16 protein-coding genes and 1 pseudogene are annotated in these 15,075 nt (G+C 70.6%); 1 reads left to right on the forward strand and 16 read right to left on the reverse strand.

All coding sequences use genetic code 11. From position 1 onward, the window contains the following. Positions 1 to 47 precede the first annotated feature (47 nt). The 11 genes from IF28_RS0127205 to IF28_RS0127255 all read right to left on the reverse strand — a co-directional run bounded on the left by IF28_RS0127205 (position 48) and on the right by IF28_RS0127255 (position 9,757). Positions 48 to 938: a diacylglycerol kinase gene (locus IF28_RS0127205; RefSeq protein ID WP_030225341.1), complete on the reverse strand. Its 891-nt coding sequence runs from the start codon at positions 936 to 938 to the stop codon at positions 48 to 50. 31 nt (positions 939 to 969) lie between these two features. Continuing rightward, positions 970 to 1,908 carry a twin-arginine translocase subunit TatC gene (gene tatC / locus IF28_RS0127210; protein ID WP_030225347.1) on the reverse strand — a complete coding sequence of 313 codons (939 nt, stop codon included), beginning with the start codon at positions 1,906 to 1,908 and terminating at the stop codon, positions 970 to 972. Positions 1,909 to 1,955: 47 nt separating this feature from the next. Continuing rightward, on the reverse strand, positions 1,956 to 2,240 hold the full coding sequence (gene tatA, locus IF28_RS0127215) for a Sec-independent protein translocase subunit TatA (RefSeq protein WP_030225350.1): 285 nt from the start codon (positions 2,238 to 2,240) through the stop codon (positions 1,956 to 1,958). A gap of 650 nt (positions 2,241 to 2,890) precedes the next feature. Beyond that, entirely contained in the window at positions 2,891 to 3,085 is a 195-nt protein-coding gene (locus IF28_RS0127220; protein WP_030225352.1) for a hypothetical protein, read from the reverse strand. 9 nt (positions 3,086 to 3,094) lie between these two features. Then, a complete protein-coding gene (locus IF28_RS0127225; RefSeq protein WP_030225358.1) occupies positions 3,095 to 3,388 on the reverse strand; it encodes a hypothetical protein in 294 nt (97 codons plus the stop codon). A 53-nt stretch (positions 3,389 to 3,441) separates the two neighbouring features. Further along, positions 3,442 to 4,437, reverse strand: a complete 996-nt coding sequence (locus IF28_RS0127230) for a helix-turn-helix transcriptional regulator (protein ID WP_078621457.1) — start codon at positions 4,435 to 4,437, stop codon at positions 3,442 to 3,444. Positions 4,438 to 4,455: 18 nt separating this feature from the next. Then, positions 4,456 to 5,430, reverse strand: a complete 975-nt coding sequence (locus IF28_RS0127235; RefSeq protein ID WP_030225363.1) for a helix-turn-helix transcriptional regulator — start codon at positions 5,428 to 5,430, stop codon at positions 4,456 to 4,458. A gap of 123 nt (positions 5,431 to 5,553) precedes the next feature. Beyond that, positions 5,554 to 5,925 carry an FKBP-type peptidyl-prolyl cis-trans isomerase gene (locus tag IF28_RS0127240; RefSeq protein WP_030225365.1) on the reverse strand — a complete coding sequence of 124 codons (372 nt, stop codon included), beginning with the start codon at positions 5,923 to 5,925 and terminating at the stop codon, positions 5,554 to 5,556. Between the two features lie 61 nt (positions 5,926 to 5,986). Further along, positions 5,987 to 6,988, reverse strand: coding sequence for an FKBP-type peptidyl-prolyl cis-trans isomerase (locus tag IF28_RS0127245; RefSeq protein WP_030225366.1), 1,002 nt, complete (start codon positions 6,986 to 6,988; stop codon positions 5,987 to 5,989). A gap of 138 nt (positions 6,989 to 7,126) precedes the next feature. After that, positions 7,127 to 8,488, reverse strand: a complete 1,362-nt coding sequence (gene pafA, locus IF28_RS0127250; protein WP_030225367.1) for a Pup--protein ligase — start codon at positions 8,486 to 8,488, stop codon at positions 7,127 to 7,129. Positions 8,489 to 8,497: 9 nt separating this feature from the next. Beyond that, complete coding sequence (locus tag IF28_RS0127255) at positions 8,498 to 9,757, reverse strand: MFS transporter (RefSeq protein ID WP_030225368.1); 1,260 nt, start codon at positions 9,755 to 9,757, stop codon at positions 8,498 to 8,500. Between the two features lie 94 nt (positions 9,758 to 9,851). Between IF28_RS0127255 and IF28_RS0127260 the strand changes: the two genes are divergently transcribed. Further along, on the forward strand, positions 9,852 to 10,865 hold the full coding sequence (locus tag IF28_RS0127260; RefSeq protein ID WP_030225369.1) for a LacI family DNA-binding transcriptional regulator: 1,014 nt from the start codon (positions 9,852 to 9,854) through the stop codon (positions 10,863 to 10,865). A gap of 232 nt (positions 10,866 to 11,097) precedes the next feature. On the opposite strand, the gene prcA is transcribed toward IF28_RS0127260, so the two are convergent. From prcA to dop, 5 genes and pseudogenes are all read right to left on the reverse strand, one after another. Further along, on the reverse strand, positions 11,098 to 11,862 hold the full coding sequence (prcA, locus tag IF28_RS0127265; protein WP_030225370.1) for a proteasome subunit alpha: 765 nt from the start codon (positions 11,860 to 11,862) through the stop codon (positions 11,098 to 11,100). 67 nt (positions 11,863 to 11,929) lie between these two features. Further along, positions 11,930 to 12,775 (reverse strand): proteasome subunit beta, encoded by an 846-nt coding sequence (prcB, locus tag IF28_RS0127270; RefSeq protein WP_037894118.1) that lies wholly within the window; start codon positions 12,773 to 12,775, stop codon positions 11,930 to 11,932. Continuing rightward, positions 12,727 to 12,927: pseudogene (locus tag IF28_RS38845) on the reverse strand (endonuclease domain-containing protein); the annotation flags it as partial. The pseudogene IF28_RS38845 and the gene prcB, both read right to left, overlap by 49 nt. Positions 12,928 to 13,052: 125 nt before the next feature. Beyond that, entirely contained in the window at positions 13,053 to 13,271 is a 219-nt protein-coding gene (locus IF28_RS0127280; RefSeq protein ID WP_030225373.1) for a ubiquitin-like protein Pup, read from the reverse strand. Positions 13,272 to 13,449: 178 nt separating this feature from the next. Then, on the reverse strand, positions 13,450 to 14,961 hold the full coding sequence (gene dop / locus IF28_RS0127285; RefSeq protein WP_369016198.1) for a depupylase/deamidase Dop: 1,512 nt from the start codon (positions 14,959 to 14,961) through the stop codon (positions 13,450 to 13,452). Positions 14,962 to 15,075 lie beyond the last annotated feature (114 nt).

A 15,075-nucleotide genomic window follows, 5' to 3' on the forward strand; every position in this document is an offset into this window, starting at 1 on the left:
CTTTCGAGCGTACCGGCCGCACCGACAACAGGACGATCATTATCCGTTCAGGGGCCGACGACCCGCAGCGCCCCCGGCACGCACCGGGCGGTCAGCGGCAGCGGTCCCACCGGTTCCCCGTCCGCGTACCCCGTGACCTCCTCGGCGGCCAGCTCGACGGTCGCCGCCCGCAGCACGGTGATCGCCGGGTGGTCTATGTGCGTGCCCCGGTACACCTTCGGGAACACCCGCAGCAGCGTGGCCCGGCTGCACTCGCCGACCACCGTGATGTCCAGCAGTCCGTCGGTCAGGTCCGCGCCGGGGCAGATCCGCATGCCGCCGCCGTACGACGGCCCGTTCCCGACGGCCACCAGCGTCGCCTCGATCTCGCGGACCTCGCCGCCGTCGAGGGTGATCCGGTACGGCAGCGGCTTGAAGGCGGCCAGTTCGGCGACCATCGCCAGGTCGTACTTGAAGCGTCCGAGGGGCATCCGCATGCGGTTGCCGCGGTCGTTGACCCGGGAGTCGAAGCCGGAGGCGAGTACGGCGCCGAACCAGCGGTCGCCGACCCTGCCGAGGTCGATGTCGCGCACCCGGCCGCACTTGAGGGCGTCGGCGATCATCCGGCCGGCCGCGGCGGGTTCGCGCAGCGGCATGCCGAGCGCGCGGGCGAAGTCGTTGCCGGTGCCCGCGGCCACCAGGCCGAACGGGGTGCCGGTGCCGACGACGGCCTGCAGCGCGAGGTTCGCCATGCCGTCGCCGCCGACCGCGATCAGGGCGCCGGTGCCCTCCTCGACGGCGGTACGGGCCCGGGCCAGGGCGTCCTGCGGGTCGTCGCCGAGCACGGTCCGCACCGAGAAGCCGGCGTCCCGCAACGCGGCAGCGGCCGGCCGCGCCGCGCGGGCGCCCCGGCCGCGGCCCGCGGTGGGGTTGACGAAGAGGGTGATCTCGCTGGTCACGGGAGTGACCCTACGATCTGCGGGACGCTCCTCAGGTCACGTCGTCATAACCGTTGACCCGGTCCCGCGTCGTCTGCTCGGGCACGGAGGCCACCGGCTCGACGGGATCGATGTCCTCGGGGGTGAGATCCAGGTCCGAGGCCTCGTCGTCGGCGGGGCCCATGGCCTCGCGACGGCGCTTGCGGCGGTCGTTGAGCAGGGACACGACGACCGCGGCGAAGTACAGGATCCAGATCGGCCCGGCCAGCGCGAGCATGGTCAGCGGGTCGGTGCTCGGCGTGGCGATGGCCGCGAACAGGGTGATGCCCATGATCATGCCGCGCCACCAGCCGAGCATCCGCCGGCCCGTGAGGACACCGGCGAAGTTGAGCATCACCAGCAGCAGCGGCAGCTCGAAGGAGAGGCCGAAGACGATCACCATGCGGGTGACGAGGTCCAGCAGGTCGTCCAGCGGCAGCAGGTTGTCGACGTTGGACGGCGTGAAGGTGAGGAGCACCTCGGCGGTGGTCGGCAGCACCGCGTAGGCGAAGTAGGCGCCGGCCAGGAAGAGCGGGAAGCCCGTCGCGACGAACGCGTAGGCGTACTTCCTCTCGTGCCGGTGCAGGCCCGGCGCGACGAAGGCCCACAGCTGGTACAGCCAGACCGGGGAGGCCAGTACGACACCGGCCATCAGCGAGACCTTCAACGCCAGCGTGAACGGCGTGAGCAGACCGTTGATCGTGATCTGCGCGCACGGCTCTTCGGTGTCCGAGCGGGCGAGTTCCGCGAAGGACTTCTCGCATCCGACGGACTTGAAGACCGGCTCGGTGAAGAAGTTGATGATGTCGTTGTAGAAGAAGGCTGCGACGACCGTCACGGCGATGATGGCCAGCAGGGCCTTCGCGAGCCGGTTGCGGAGCTCACGAAGGTGCTCCGCGAGGGGCATCCGCCCCTCGGGATCCTTCTCCTGTTTGCGGGCAGGCTTCAGCAACCCACGTTCCCATCTCGTGCGGCGGGCCGGTGGTCACCGGCCCTGCGTCAGCGCTTGGTCGTGTCCGTCGGCTCCGCCACCGGGCGGGCGCTGGTCACGTCTCCGGGGGCGGCCTGGATGGTGCGCTGAGCGGAGGGCTCCTCCGGGGGAACCGGCGGGTCGGCGGGGGCGGAGGACTTGTCGTCCTTCATCGCCTTGGCCTCGCTCTTGAGGATGCGGGCCGACTTGCCGAGCGACCGCGCCATGTCCGGGAGCTTCTTGGCGCCGAACAACAAAATGACGACGACGAGGATGAGAATCAACTCGGGAGCGCCGATCTTGCCACCGAACATAAGTCTTTACCTTCTCACCGAGGCTGTTGGGGGTGGGATGCCGTCCGACCAGACCGTCCGACCGGTCGGACACGCGTCCGAACGATCGTGTCGTCAGCGATCGTAACGCTCGGGGGTGAACGTGAGGCAATCCCCGTGCGTACTCCCGTCCGCGGTCCGGGCCTCGTCTCCGGGCCGCGATCAGCAGCGTACCTGCCACGCCCCGCCACCCAACAGGCCGAACCCCGCCGACCCCGCGGCGAGCCCCGCTTCTCCCGCAGCCCGCGCGCAGCCTGCGGCCCCACTCCCGCAGCCTGCGGGCAGTCGTGCCGCTGGGGCGGCACGGGTGGGCGCAGGCGGCACCCCCACCAGCGGGCAGCACCCCCACTCCCCGGCCGGCCTCGCCTCCGCAGCCTGCCGCCCCACTCCCCGCAGCCTGCGGGCAGTCGTGCCGCTGGGGCGGCACGGGTGGGCGCAGGCGGCACCCCCACCAGCGGGCAGCGCCTCAGTTCCTCGCCCCCGCCGCCCCTTCCCGTCCCGTCCCTGGGGCTGCGCCCCAGACCCGCTTTCGGCCCTGGACGGGCCTCGTCCTCAAACGCCGGACGGGCTGGGAGTCGCGGCTCAGGTGGGCATCGGCCCCGCGGGCCGGACTTCGGGTGCGGGTGGGTGGGCTACAGCGCTTCCGCCGACCGAGCCGTACTGCTCGCCGCCCGCTCCAGTTCCTCCGCCGCGCGGCCGATCCGGCCGGCCGAGTCCGCGACCTGTCTCCCCAGCCGCTCCGCCTCGACGAAGACCCGGACGGCGAGAACCGCGAGCACCAGCAGACCCAGAAACCCCACGGCAACAGCGAACATCGGCCAGAACATGACGCGAGCCTAGACCGTCGAGTGCAGCCGCAGCGTACGCACCCCGCCACCGGTCAGCAGTTCCACGATCCGCTCCCCCGCCGGCTTGCGGACGGCCACCCCGCACTCGGGGCAGGTGAAGGAGTAGAACGTCGTACGGCTGCTCGCCCCGATGGCGAGCCGCAACGCACTGGCGGCGAGTTCGAACCGCTCCCGGCAGTCCGGGCACCCCGCCCGGAACAGCACCGGGGCCACGCTTCTCATCCCCGCGAACGCGGACGCCGCCGTCATGCCACGCGTACCGGACGTCGCCGACTCGCTCAAAGCCCTCGCTCCTGCCTGTCGTCCTGCCCGTCCCGCACCCTGCGCGGGGGCGGTCATCCCGCCGCCTCGGCCCCGTCGTACGCCGCGAGCGCCTCACGGGCCGCCTGCCGGGCACTGTCGGCCAGCGCCTGGGGCGCGACGATGCGGCCGTCGCGGCCCAGCCGCAGGGCCAGCCGTCTGAGCGAGGCCGGCTCGGGGGTGCGCAGAGTGATACGCAGCCCGCCGTCGGGAAGCTCATCCGCGCTGTCGTGCGGGTAGTACTCGGCGACCCAGCGCCCGCCCGGTCCGACCTCCACCACGACCTCGGGGTCCTCCGCCGCCGGCTGCACCAGCCCTTCCGACAGGTCCCGCAGCTCGACCTCGGGCGGCGCGGACGGCTCGTCGAGGATGCGGATCTCGGCGACCCGGTCGAGCCGGAAGGTGCGGCGTGCCTCGGAGCGGCGGCACCACGCCTCGACGTACGTATGACCGACGCTGACCAGGCGGATCGGGTCGATCTCCCGCTCGGTGACCTCGTCACGGGCGGGCGAGTAGTAGCGGATCCACAGTCTGCGGCGCTCGGCGATGGCCCGGTCGACGTCCGCGAAGACGCCGCCCTCCGACTCGAAGGTCACCGACAGCCGGGAGCTGGCGCCGGCCGCCTCACCGGCCGAGGTCTCCACCTTGGCGGTGGCCCGCAGCAGCGCCTGCCGGTCGCTCTCGCGCAGTCCGGGCAGGGTGGCCACGGCGCGGGCGGCGACCAGCAGGGCGGTGGCCTCGTCGGCGGCGAGCCGCAGCGGCTCGGCCGCCTCGGCGCCGAGGGCGGCCGGGTTGTGCCACCAGATGCGCTCGCCGTCGGTGTCGATGTCGAGCAGATCGCCGCCACGGAAGCTGGTGCCGCACATGGGCAGCACGTCGAGGTCGGAGACCAGTTCGTCCTCGGTGATGCCGAAGGCGCGCGCCACGTCCTCGATCCGCGCGCCGGGACGCTCCCGCAGATAGGTGACCAGGGAGAGCATCCGCCGGGTCTGGTCGATGGCGTTCACGGGCCTGACCGGTTTGCCTGCCACGTTCTTGTCCGCTCCCCCTCAGCCCTTGGCCACGGCACGCAGCCGGTCCACCACGTCGGCCCGCAGCTCGGCGGGCTCCAGAACGACCACGTCCGGCCCGAACTCCACCAGCCAGGCGTCCAGCCCGTGCCCGTACGGAATCTCCAACTCGTCCCAGCCGTCGCCGAGTTCCCGCACCACGGTGGCCTTCGCCCGCAGGGGGTAACCGGCGTCGGAACGCAGCCGGATCCGCGCCGAACGGTCCGCGCTCTCCCCCGCCCAGCTCGCCACGGTCTCCCGCACGGTGACGACGTCCGGCACCGGGACGGTGAACCGTCCGCTGCGCGAGCGCACCTTCCCGGTGATCCGGGACAGCCGGAAGACGCGCTCGGCGCCCCGGTCGCGGTCCCAGCCGGCCAGATACCAGTGGCCCCGCCAGCACTCCAGCGCCCACGGCTCGACATGCCGCTGACCGGGCTGGGCGGCGTTGGCCTTGCGGTAGTCGAAGACGACCGGCCGGCGGTCGCGGCAGGCCAGCATCAGCGGCTCGAACGCGGCCTCGTGCACGGGGATGCGCGGCTCCAGCGCACCATGGGCGCCGTACGGGTCGACGTCCTCGGGCAGTCCGGCCGCGCGCAGCTTCTGCAGGGCGCCGCTGGCCGCTCCGGCGAGCCGGGCCTGCTGCCACACCTTGGCGGCGAGCCCGAGCGCGGCGGCCTCCTCGGCGTCGAGGGTGATGGGCGGCAGCCGGTTGCTGTCACGGCGGGCGAGGTAGCCGACCTCGCCGTCGAGGTTCTCCACGGTCTCGATGACGAGTCCGAGTTCGCGCAGATCGTCCTTGTCGCGCTCGAACATGCGGTTGAAGGAGTCGTCCGAGCCCGCCGCGCCGATTCCCCTGAAGGCCTCGACGTACGCCTCGATGGAGTCCCGCAGCTCACGCTTGCTGAGCGGCCGCCGTGTCCCGAGCAGACACAGCGCCAGATTCATCAGCCGCTCGGCCTTGGCAATGGCCATCGACCCGCTTCGCCTCCCTATGGTGCTTACGAGCGATGACCGTACCGCCCCGAGGTGGCGCGGTAAAAGCCGGAGGCCCATGCCCGGACAGGCATGGGCCACGGATGATCGGCTCCGGTCGGATCAGACGCCTAGCAGGTCGACCACGAAGATCAGGGTCTCACCGGGCTTGATCGCCGGGGTGGGGCTCTGGTCGCCGTAGGCGAGGTGCGCAGGGATGGTCAGCTGACGGCGGCCGCCGACCTTCATGCCCTGCACGCCCTGGTCCCAGCCCTTGATGACCCGGCCGCCGCCCAGCGGGAAGCGGAAGGGGGCGCCACGGTTCCAGCTGGCGTCGAACTCCTCGCCCGTGCTGAAAGCGACACCGACGTAGTGCACGGTGACGGTCTGGCCCGCCTGCGCCACCTCGCCGTCGCCCTCCCAGATGTCCTTGATCTCGAGGTCCGCCGGGGGCTCGCCGCCCGGGAAGTCGATCTCGGGCTTGTCGCTGCTCACGTCTAACGCTCCTGCTTGTCTGCGGAAAGGCGAACACGCACAGTCTTACATCCTCACGGCGTCACAGCTTCGCGAGGATGTCGACCGAGAAGACGAGGGTCGAGTCCTTCTTGATGCCGCTGCCCTGCGGGGGGTTGTCGCCGTAGCCCAGCTCCGGCGGGATGACGATGAGGACCCGGCTGCCGACCTTCTTGCCGGTCAGTCCCTGCGCCCAGCCCTTGACGACCTGCTGGAGCGAGAACGACGTCAGCTGTCCCCGGGCGTACGTGGAGTCGAACTCCTTGCCGCCGTCCCACAGCACGCCCTTGTACTGCACCAGGACACTGCTGTCGGCCGCGACCTTCTCGCCGTCGCCCTCGATGACATAGCTGGACACCAGCTTCTTCGGGGCGTCCGCGTCGGGCACCTCGATGGAGGGTGCCTTGCCGTCGGTGTTGGTGCCGACCTTGGGCAGGGCGGTGTCGTCCTGGGCGACGTCGGTGCCCTTGGCGGAGCTCTTGGCGTTGTACGAGTCCTCGATGTCGACCACGAACACCAGGGTGTCGGTGCCCTTGATGCCCGCCTGCGCGTTGCCCTGCTCGCCGTAGCCCCAGGTGGGCGGGACGGCCATCTGGACGCGGCTGCCGGCCTTCTTGCCGGTCAGCGCGTACCGCCAGCCGTCGATGATGGTGCCCTGGGCGAGCTGGATGGCCAGCGGGGCCTTGCGGTCGTAGGAGTTGTCGAAGACCTTCGCGGTGCTCCACACCTGACCGAGGTAGTGGGCCACCACGAAGTCGTTCTCCGCGACCGTCTTGCCGTTGCCCGCGATGACCGTCTTGACCGCGAGGTCCTTGGAGGGGTCGCCGCTGCCCTTGGCGACCGTCGGCTTCTCCCCGAACTTCGTGCCCGCCGTGATCGCCGGCAGCGGTCCGTCGACGATCTTCGGCGAGGGCGCCGCGGACGTCTGGGGCGCCGAGGGGGAGGCGCTGTCGCTGGCCTTGCCCGAGTCGGACTTGTCGTCGCCGCACGCGGCGAGCGTGGCCAGTCCGGCGGGAACGGCAATGAGAAGTGAGCGTCGGCGCACGGTGGGGGCCTCGTAATCGTCGATCTTGTGGATGGCGTCCGCGCAACTCTACGGCGTGAGAAGGGCGCCGCACGGTGTAACGTACGGCGCCCGTGTGACGTTCCGGGAATTTTGGGATCTCCCGGTGGAACGTCTCTCTCACATTCCGGCGATCAGCTTCTCCACGCGTTCGTCCACCGAGCGGAACGGGTCCTTGCACAACACGGTGCGCTGGGCCTGGTCGTTGAGCTTGAGGTGCACCCAGTCGACGGTGAAGTCGCGGCGCTGCTCCTGGGCCCTTCGGATGAAGTCACCGCGCAGCCGGGCCCTGGTGGTCTGCGGGGGAACGGACTTGCCCTCGAAGATCTTCAAATCGTTGCAGATCCGGGCCGCTTGTCCCTTTTTCTCCAGCAGGTAGTACAGGCCCCGCCGGCGGTGGATGTCGTGGTAGGCGAGGTCTATCTGCGCCACCCTCGGGTGCGACATGGTCATGTTGTGCTTGGCCCGGTACCGCTCGAGGAGCTTGTACTTCATGACCCAGTCGATCTCGGTGCCGATACGGTCGAGATCCTCGGCCTCGATCGCGTCCAGCGTGCGGCCCCACAGCTCCAGCACCTGCTCGACGGTGCCCGTGCGGATGCCGCGGCGCTCGCAGAAGTCCACCGCCTTCTCGTAGTACTCGCGCTGCACGTCCAGGGCGGACGCCTCCCGGCCGCTGGCCAGGCGCACCTTGCGCCGTCCCGTGATGTCGTGGCTGACCTCGCGGATCGCCCGGATCGGGTTCTCCAGGGTGAGGTCGCGCATCACGGTGCCCGCCTCGATCATGCGCAGCACCAGGTCGGTGGCGCCGACCTTGAGCAGCATGGTCGTCTCGGACATGTTGGAGTCGCCCACGATGACATGCAGCCGCCGGTAGCGCTCGGCGTCCGCGTGCGGTTCGTCGCGCGTGTTGATGATGGGCCGCGAGCGGGTCGTCGCCGAGGAGACGCCCTCCCAGATGTGCTCGGCCCGCTGGCTCACGCAGTACACGGCGCCGCGCGGCGTCTGCAGCACCTTGCCGGCGCCGCAGAGGAGCTGTCTTGTCACCAGGAACGGGATGAGGATGTCCGCGAGCCGCGAGAACTCCCCGTGCCGGGCCACCAGATAATTCTCGTGGCATCCGTACGAGTTGCCCGCGGAGTCGGTGTTGTTCTTGAAGAGGTAGACGTCGCCCGCGATTCCCTCCTCGTGCAGGCGTCGTTCGGCGTCCACCAGGAGTCCTTCGAGAATGCGCTCGCCGGCCTTGTCGTGGGTGACCAGTTCGGTCACGTTGTCACATTCCGGCGTTGCGTATTCCGGATGTGATCCCACGTCGAGATAGAGGCGGGCGCCGTTCCGCAGAAAGACATTGCTGCTGCGGCCCCATGACACGACACGGCGGAAGAGGTACCGCGCCACCTCGTCAGGCGACAGGCGGCGCTGTCCCCTGAACGTGCACGTGACGCCGTACTCGTTCTCCAGCCCGAAAATGCGGCGGTCCATGAGGGAACATTACGCCCGATCACCCGACCTGAAACGAGGTTCGACAGCACGATTTGGATCATTTTCCGAACCGGCCGCAACAACCGCTCGCCCGGCGGGAACTGCCAATACCCGTCCGGTGGCGATCAAAACCAGCAGCGACACGCCGCCCGCGACGCCCGGCATCGCGAAGCCCCACAGCGCCCCGCCCGCCTCGACGACCGGACCGGTCAGGCCCGTGCCGACCGACGCGCCGACGGTGAAGGTCGTCACCAGCCAGGAGAACGCCTCCGTGACGGTCCCGCGCGGTGCGTGCCGGTCCACGAGCACGAAGGCACAGGCGATGGCCGGGGCCAGGAAGAGGCCCGCGACCACGGTGAGCAGCGTCATGGCCACCGGGCCGGGCATCAGCATCAGCGGCAGGTAACACACCGCCAGAAGGGCCACGAGCACCCGCAGTCGCCGCGCGGGGTCACCGGCCCACTGCCGCGCCCCGTACGCCATGCCGCCGATCAGGGCGCCCAGCCCGATCCCCGCCATCAGCCAGCCGTACACCTGGTCGCCGCCGTGCTCGTCCGCGTACGTCAAGGCCGCGACGGTGATGGAGCCCAGTGCCATGCCGACGGCCAGGAAGGCACCCAGCAGCGCGAGAAGTCCCGGGGAGCGCAGCGCGCCCAGCCAGTGCGCCTCGCGCGGCGCGGACCGCCACGCGCGCGAGGGCGGCGACACGACGACGGAGAGGGCGCCCAGCACCCCGATGACGTTCAGCACGAGGAGTGCGGCCTGCGCGGACCACAAGGAGGCGCACACCGTCACCAGAAGCGGCCCGACGGTGAACATCACCTCCTGGGCGACGGCGTCCATGGCGTACGCCCGGTGGATGTGGTCCTCCTTGGGCAGCACGGAGGACCACAGGGCCCGCAGCCCGCCCTCCAGGGGCGGTGTGAAGAGCCCCGCCGCGGCCACCGCGCCGTACGCCACCGCCGGTGAGCCGGTGCCCGTGAAGGCGAACACGGCCATCGCCAGCGCCGACAGCACCGCGGCGGGCAGCTGCACCCGCGGCTGCCCCCGCAGATCCACCAGCCGCCCCAGCACCGGCTGTCCCACGGCGTTGGCGACGCCGTACACCGCCGCCAGCGCGCCGGCCAGGCTGTACGTACCGCCCTCCGCGCGCACGAACAGCACGATCGCGATGGCGGCGGTCGCGTTGGGCAGCCGTCCCACGAGCGTGCCCACGAGCAGCCGGGTGGCGTGCCGCGCCCGGAGGATCTCCAGGTACCCCGTGGCCATACGGGCCTCTCCTCTGTAGGTTTTACGTATAACTTGGTTCTCCATACGTACCATGTCGGCTGTTCACCAGTCCAGACGAAGGAGCGGCACGACGATGCCCCGAGCCGGCACCCGCCCCACGAGCCGGGACGTCGCCCGGGCCGCCGGTGTCTCCCAGGCCGCGGTCTCCCTGGTCCTCGGCGACAAATGGCGCGGCCGGGTCTCCGAGGCCACCGCGGAACGTGTCCGCGAGGCCGCGCGCACCCTGGGCTACCGGCCCAATCTGGCCGCCCGCAATCTCCGCCTGGGCCGCACCCGTACGGTTCTGCTGGTCGTCCCGGCGCTCCCCACGGAGTTCTTCGCGGGTGTCTACACGGGTGCGGCCCGGGTGGCCTCCCGGCACGGCTTCGGCGTGGTGCTCTACCCCTCCCCCGAGGGCATCGGCCCCGCCCGCGACCCCTTCGCGTCCGCCCAGGCGGCCCTGGACGGCGTGATCGCCTCCTCGATGGCCGCGGAGGCGCTCACCGCGATCCGCGGCGAGGCGCTGCCGCTGGTGATGCTGGACAGCGATCCCGCGGGCAGTGTGGGCGCTGCCACGGTCAACCTCGACATCGCCGACGGCGTCCGCCAGGTCACGGAGCACCTGCTGGCCCTGGGGCACCGCAGGTTCCTGCATCTGGCGGCGGATGTGGCGTCCTGGACCTTCGAGGTGCGCGCGCGGGAGCTGGCGGCGCGGCTGGGGGATGTGCCGGGAGCCTCCCTGCGCACGGCGCGGGCGCCCTTCTCGATCAAGGGGGCTCAGGCGGCGGCGGAGACGGCGCTGTCCGCCGCCGCGGACCGGCCCACGGCCGTGGTGTGCGACGACGACCATCTGGCGGCCGGCACGTACAAGGCGGCGCGGCGGCTGGGGCTGCGTGTGCCGGAGGATCTGTCCGTCACGGGGCTGGACGATCTGGCCCTCGCGAGCGCGATCGATCCGGAGCTGACGACGGTGCGGCTGGACGCGGAGCTGTTCGGCGAGCGGGGGATGGAGGCGCTGCTGGCGGTCCTGGAGGGCCGCGCGCCCGCCTCCGGCGACATCCCGGTCGAACTGGTCCTCCGCGCCTCCACGGCGCCGCCGCACCCCTGACGACCGCGCTCCCGCGGCAGCGGGCACCCAGGTATCGCTCGAGCCGGCTCCGCACCCCATCGCCACGCGGGTGCGAGCCGGGGATCGCGCGTCCCGGCGCCTACCGGGCCCCGCCGCACCCACCCACGCAGGTGGGATTGGCCGGCGGCCCGGCGCCTACGGGCTGCCGTCGCGGGTGGCCCGGTGCGGGGGCAGCCCGACCGCACCCGCACCCGTCAGGGCGGCGTGACAGTTACTCGACGTCTCCGCCGGAGTCCGTCTCCGGGTCGGAGTCCGTCTTCGACACCGACTCCGTGGCCCCGGCCTCCAGGAGCCGCGACAGCGGCCCCCCGCTGATCCGCCGGAACTTCCGCTTCTGCGGGCGTGTGCGGTCCAGCACCGCCACCTCCAGCCGCTCCGCGGGAATCTCCCGCTCGCTCCCGTTGGTGTCACGCGACAGCGCCTGCACCGCCAGCCTCAGCGCCTGGGCCAGCGTCATCCCGTCCCGGTGCCGCTGGTCCAGGTACCCGCTGATCTGCTCCGCGTTGCCGCCCACCGCCACCGAGCCGTGCTCGTCCACGATGGACCCGTCGTGCGGCAGCCGGTAGATCTGGTCGAACTCCGGGGTCTCCCCGACCTCGGCCACCACCAGCTCCACCTCGTACGGCTTCTCCCCCACGCTCGAGAAGATCGTCCCCAGCGTCTGCGCGTACACGTTCGCCAGGCCCCGGGCCGTCACATCGTCCCGGTCGTAGGTGTAACCCCGCAGATCGGCGTACCGCACGCCCCCGATCCGCAGGTTCTCGTACTCGTTGTACTTGCCGGCCGCGGCGAACCCGATCCGGTCATAGATCTCGCTGAACTTGTGCAGCGCACGGGACGGGTTCTCACCGACGAACACGATCCCGTCGGCATACTGCAGCACCACAAGGCTGCGACCACGGGCGATGCCTTTACGGGCGTACTCCGCCCGGTCCGCCATCGCCTGCTGGGGTGAGACATAGAACGGCGTCGACACCGGTTATCCGTCCCTTTCTGTCGAAGTCACTGGACCACCAATCAACCGAACAACCCGCCCGCGCCGCCTACAGCAGCGAGGCCCGCGGCCCGTCCGGCTGCTCCAGCCGCCGCTCCAGCACCGACCGGGCGATGTCGGACGACTCGTCCTCGGTGAGCCGGCGGAAGCCGTCATCGGTGATCACGGTGACGATCGGATAGATCCGGCGGGCGACATCGGGACCACCGGTCGCCGAGTCGTCGTCTGCCGCGTCGTACAGCGCCTGCACCACCAGTGTGGTGGCCTCGGCCTCACTCAGATCGTCCCGGAACAGCTTCTTCATCGCACCGCGCGCGAAGATCGACCCGGACCCGGTCGCGGCGTACCCGTGCTCCTCGGAACGCCCGCCCGTGACGTCGTAGGAGAAGATCCGTCCCTTCTCCCGGTCCACGTCGTACCCGGCGAACAGGGGCACCACGGCCAGCCCCTGCATCGCCATGCCCAGGTTCGAGCGGATCATCGTCGACAGCCGGTTCGCCTTGCCCTCCAGCGACAGCTGCGCGCCCTCGACCTTCTCGAAGTGCTCCAGCTCCAGCTGGAACAGCTTCACCATCTCCACGGCGAGACCGGCCGTACCGGCGATGCCCACCGCCGAGTACTCGTCGGCCGGGAACACCTTCTCGATGTCCCGCTGCGCGATGACGTTCCCCATGGTGGCCCGCCGATCACCGGCGAGAACCACTCCGCCGGGGAACGTCACGCCGACGATCGTCGTGCCGTGCGGTGCCTCGATCACACCTTTCACGGGCGGCAACGACCTCTTGCCCGGCAGCAGTTCCGGCTGATGCTCGGAGAGGAAGTCCATGAAGGAGGAGGACCCCGGCGTCAGGAAGGCAGCCGGCAGACGCCCGGTGCTACGAGTGTTCGCTTCCACGAAGTTCCTTCCAGGTAGGCGGCTGCCCGACGAACAGCGTCGGGATCGTCTCCCAACTTGCCGATGGCCGAATTGCAGTTGAAGCACAGTACGCCACGGACCCTACCCGCCCTGCGGCAATGATCCACATGTCCGGCGGAGGCTTTCGGGCAGCCCTCGCGGCCCGCCCCCCGGAGCGCGAACGCTGCCCGCGGCCGGCCGATCCCGCACCACGGACAGCGCTCCACGCCGTCTTCGACTCTCACCCCGGACGCCCCCGCAACCTTCGGTCCGAAGGTTACTGGCCGCCCTTTTGAACGAATGAGCGAACGAAATCCTCGGCGTTGGCCTCGAGCACGTCATCGATCTCGTCCAGGACGTCGTCCACGTCCTCGTTCAGCTTCTCCTGCCGCTCCTTGAGGTCCTCCGAAGCCTGCGTCTCCGCCGCCTGCTCCTCGACCTCCTCGGTCGACCGGGTGGCCTTCTGCTGTCCGCCGCCGGTGTCCTTGGTCGCCATCACCCTCACCCCGCTCGGTTCGCCCGACACACTTGCTCGGTCAAGATCAGACCCTACTCGCCGGGTCCGACAGTGCCCCCGCAGTTGCTCCAACGTACGGGGACCACCTCGATGATTCCCGGACCCGGTGATTTCCACCCTGTCCGGCCGGCCCTTCCCGGGTACCCCCGGTACCCGCTCAGTTCCCCGACAACACCCTGACCAGGTCTTCCGCCGTGCGGCACCGGTCCAGGAGCTCCTTGACGTGATTACGCGTTCCGCGAAGCGGTTCCAGGGTTGGGACCCGCTGCAGCGAGTCCCGGCCCGGCAGATCGAAGATCACCGAGTCCCAGGAGGCCGCCGCGACATCGTCCGCGTACTGCTCGAGACAGCGCCCGCGGAAGTACGCGCGGGTGTCCTCCGGAGGTGCCGTACGCGCCCGCTCGACGTCGCCCTCGTCCAGCAGCCGCTTCATCCGCCCGCGGGCCACCAGACGGTTGTACAGCCCCTTCTCCGGGCGTACGTCGGCGTACTGCAGGTCCACGAGGTGCAGCCGGGCGGCGTCCCAGTCCAGGCCGTCCCTGCGCCGGTAGCCCTCCATGAGCTCCCGCTTGGCGACCCAGTCCAGCTCACCGGCCAGACTCATCGGATCGTTCTCCAGCCGCGTGAGCGTGTCCTCCCAGCGCCCGAGGACGTCCCTGGTCTGCTCGTCGGCGTCGGCCCCGAAGCGCTCCTCCACGTACTTGCGGGCCAGCTCGTAGTACTCCATCTGGAGCTGTACGGCGGTCAGCGTCCGCCCGCTGCGCAGCGTGACGAGCCGCTTCAGCGTGGGATCGTGCGAGACCTGGTGCAGCGTGCGCACCGGCTGGTCGACCGCCAGGTCCACCGCGATGAACCCGTCCTCGATCATGGACAGCACCAGCGCGGTCGTGCCCAGCTTCAGATACGTCGAGATCTCGGACAGATTCGCGTCACCGATGATCACATGCAGCCGCCGGTACTTCTCGGCGTCCGCGTGCGGTTCGTCGCGCGTGTTGATGATGGGCCGCTTGAGGGTCGTCTCCAGGCCCACCTCGACCTCGAAGTAGTCCGCCCTCTGACTGAGCTGGAAGCCGTGCTCATGGCCGTCCTGGCCGATACCGACGCGGCCGGCGCCGGTGAAGACCTGACGGGAGACGAAGAACGGCGTCAGATGGCGCACGATGTCCGAGAAGGGGGTCTCCCGCTTCATCAGGTAGTTCTCGTGCGTGCCGTAGGACGCGCCCTTGTTGTCGGTGTTGTTCTTGTACAGGTGGATCGGCTGGGCGCCGGGGAGCTGGGCGGCCCGTTCCGCCGCCTCGGCCATGATCCGCTCACCGGCCTTGTCCCAGAGGACGGCGTCGCGCGGGTTGGTGACCTCGGGGGCGCTGTACTCCGGATGGGCGTGGTCCACGTAGAGCCGTGCGCCGTTGGTGAGGATCACGTTGGCCAGGCCGATGTCCTCGTCGGTGAGCTGGGTGGAGTCGGCGGCGTCACGGGCGAGGTCGAAGCCTCGCGCGTCCCGCAGCGGATTCTCCTCCTCGAAGTCCCAGCGGGCCCGGCGGGCCCGGTGCATCGCCGCCGCGTAGGCGTTCACGATCTGGGACGAGGTGAGCATGGCATTGGCGTTGGGATGGCCGGGGACGGAGATGCCGTACTCCGTCTCGATGCCCATTACTCGCCGTACGGTCATGCGGCCCTCCTTGCCCGGCGGCGTCCCCGGTCGGGGACGCTGCTGTACCGCCGGCGCTCCGGTGCGTGTGCGGTGCCCGTCCCCGCACTGCGCGACTCGGCGATACGGAAGAGC

This window comes from Streptomyces sp. NRRL WC-3626 (genome assembly GCF_000718785.1).
GTDB lineage: Bacteria > Actinomycetota > Actinomycetes > Streptomycetales > Streptomycetaceae > Streptomyces > Streptomyces edwardsiae.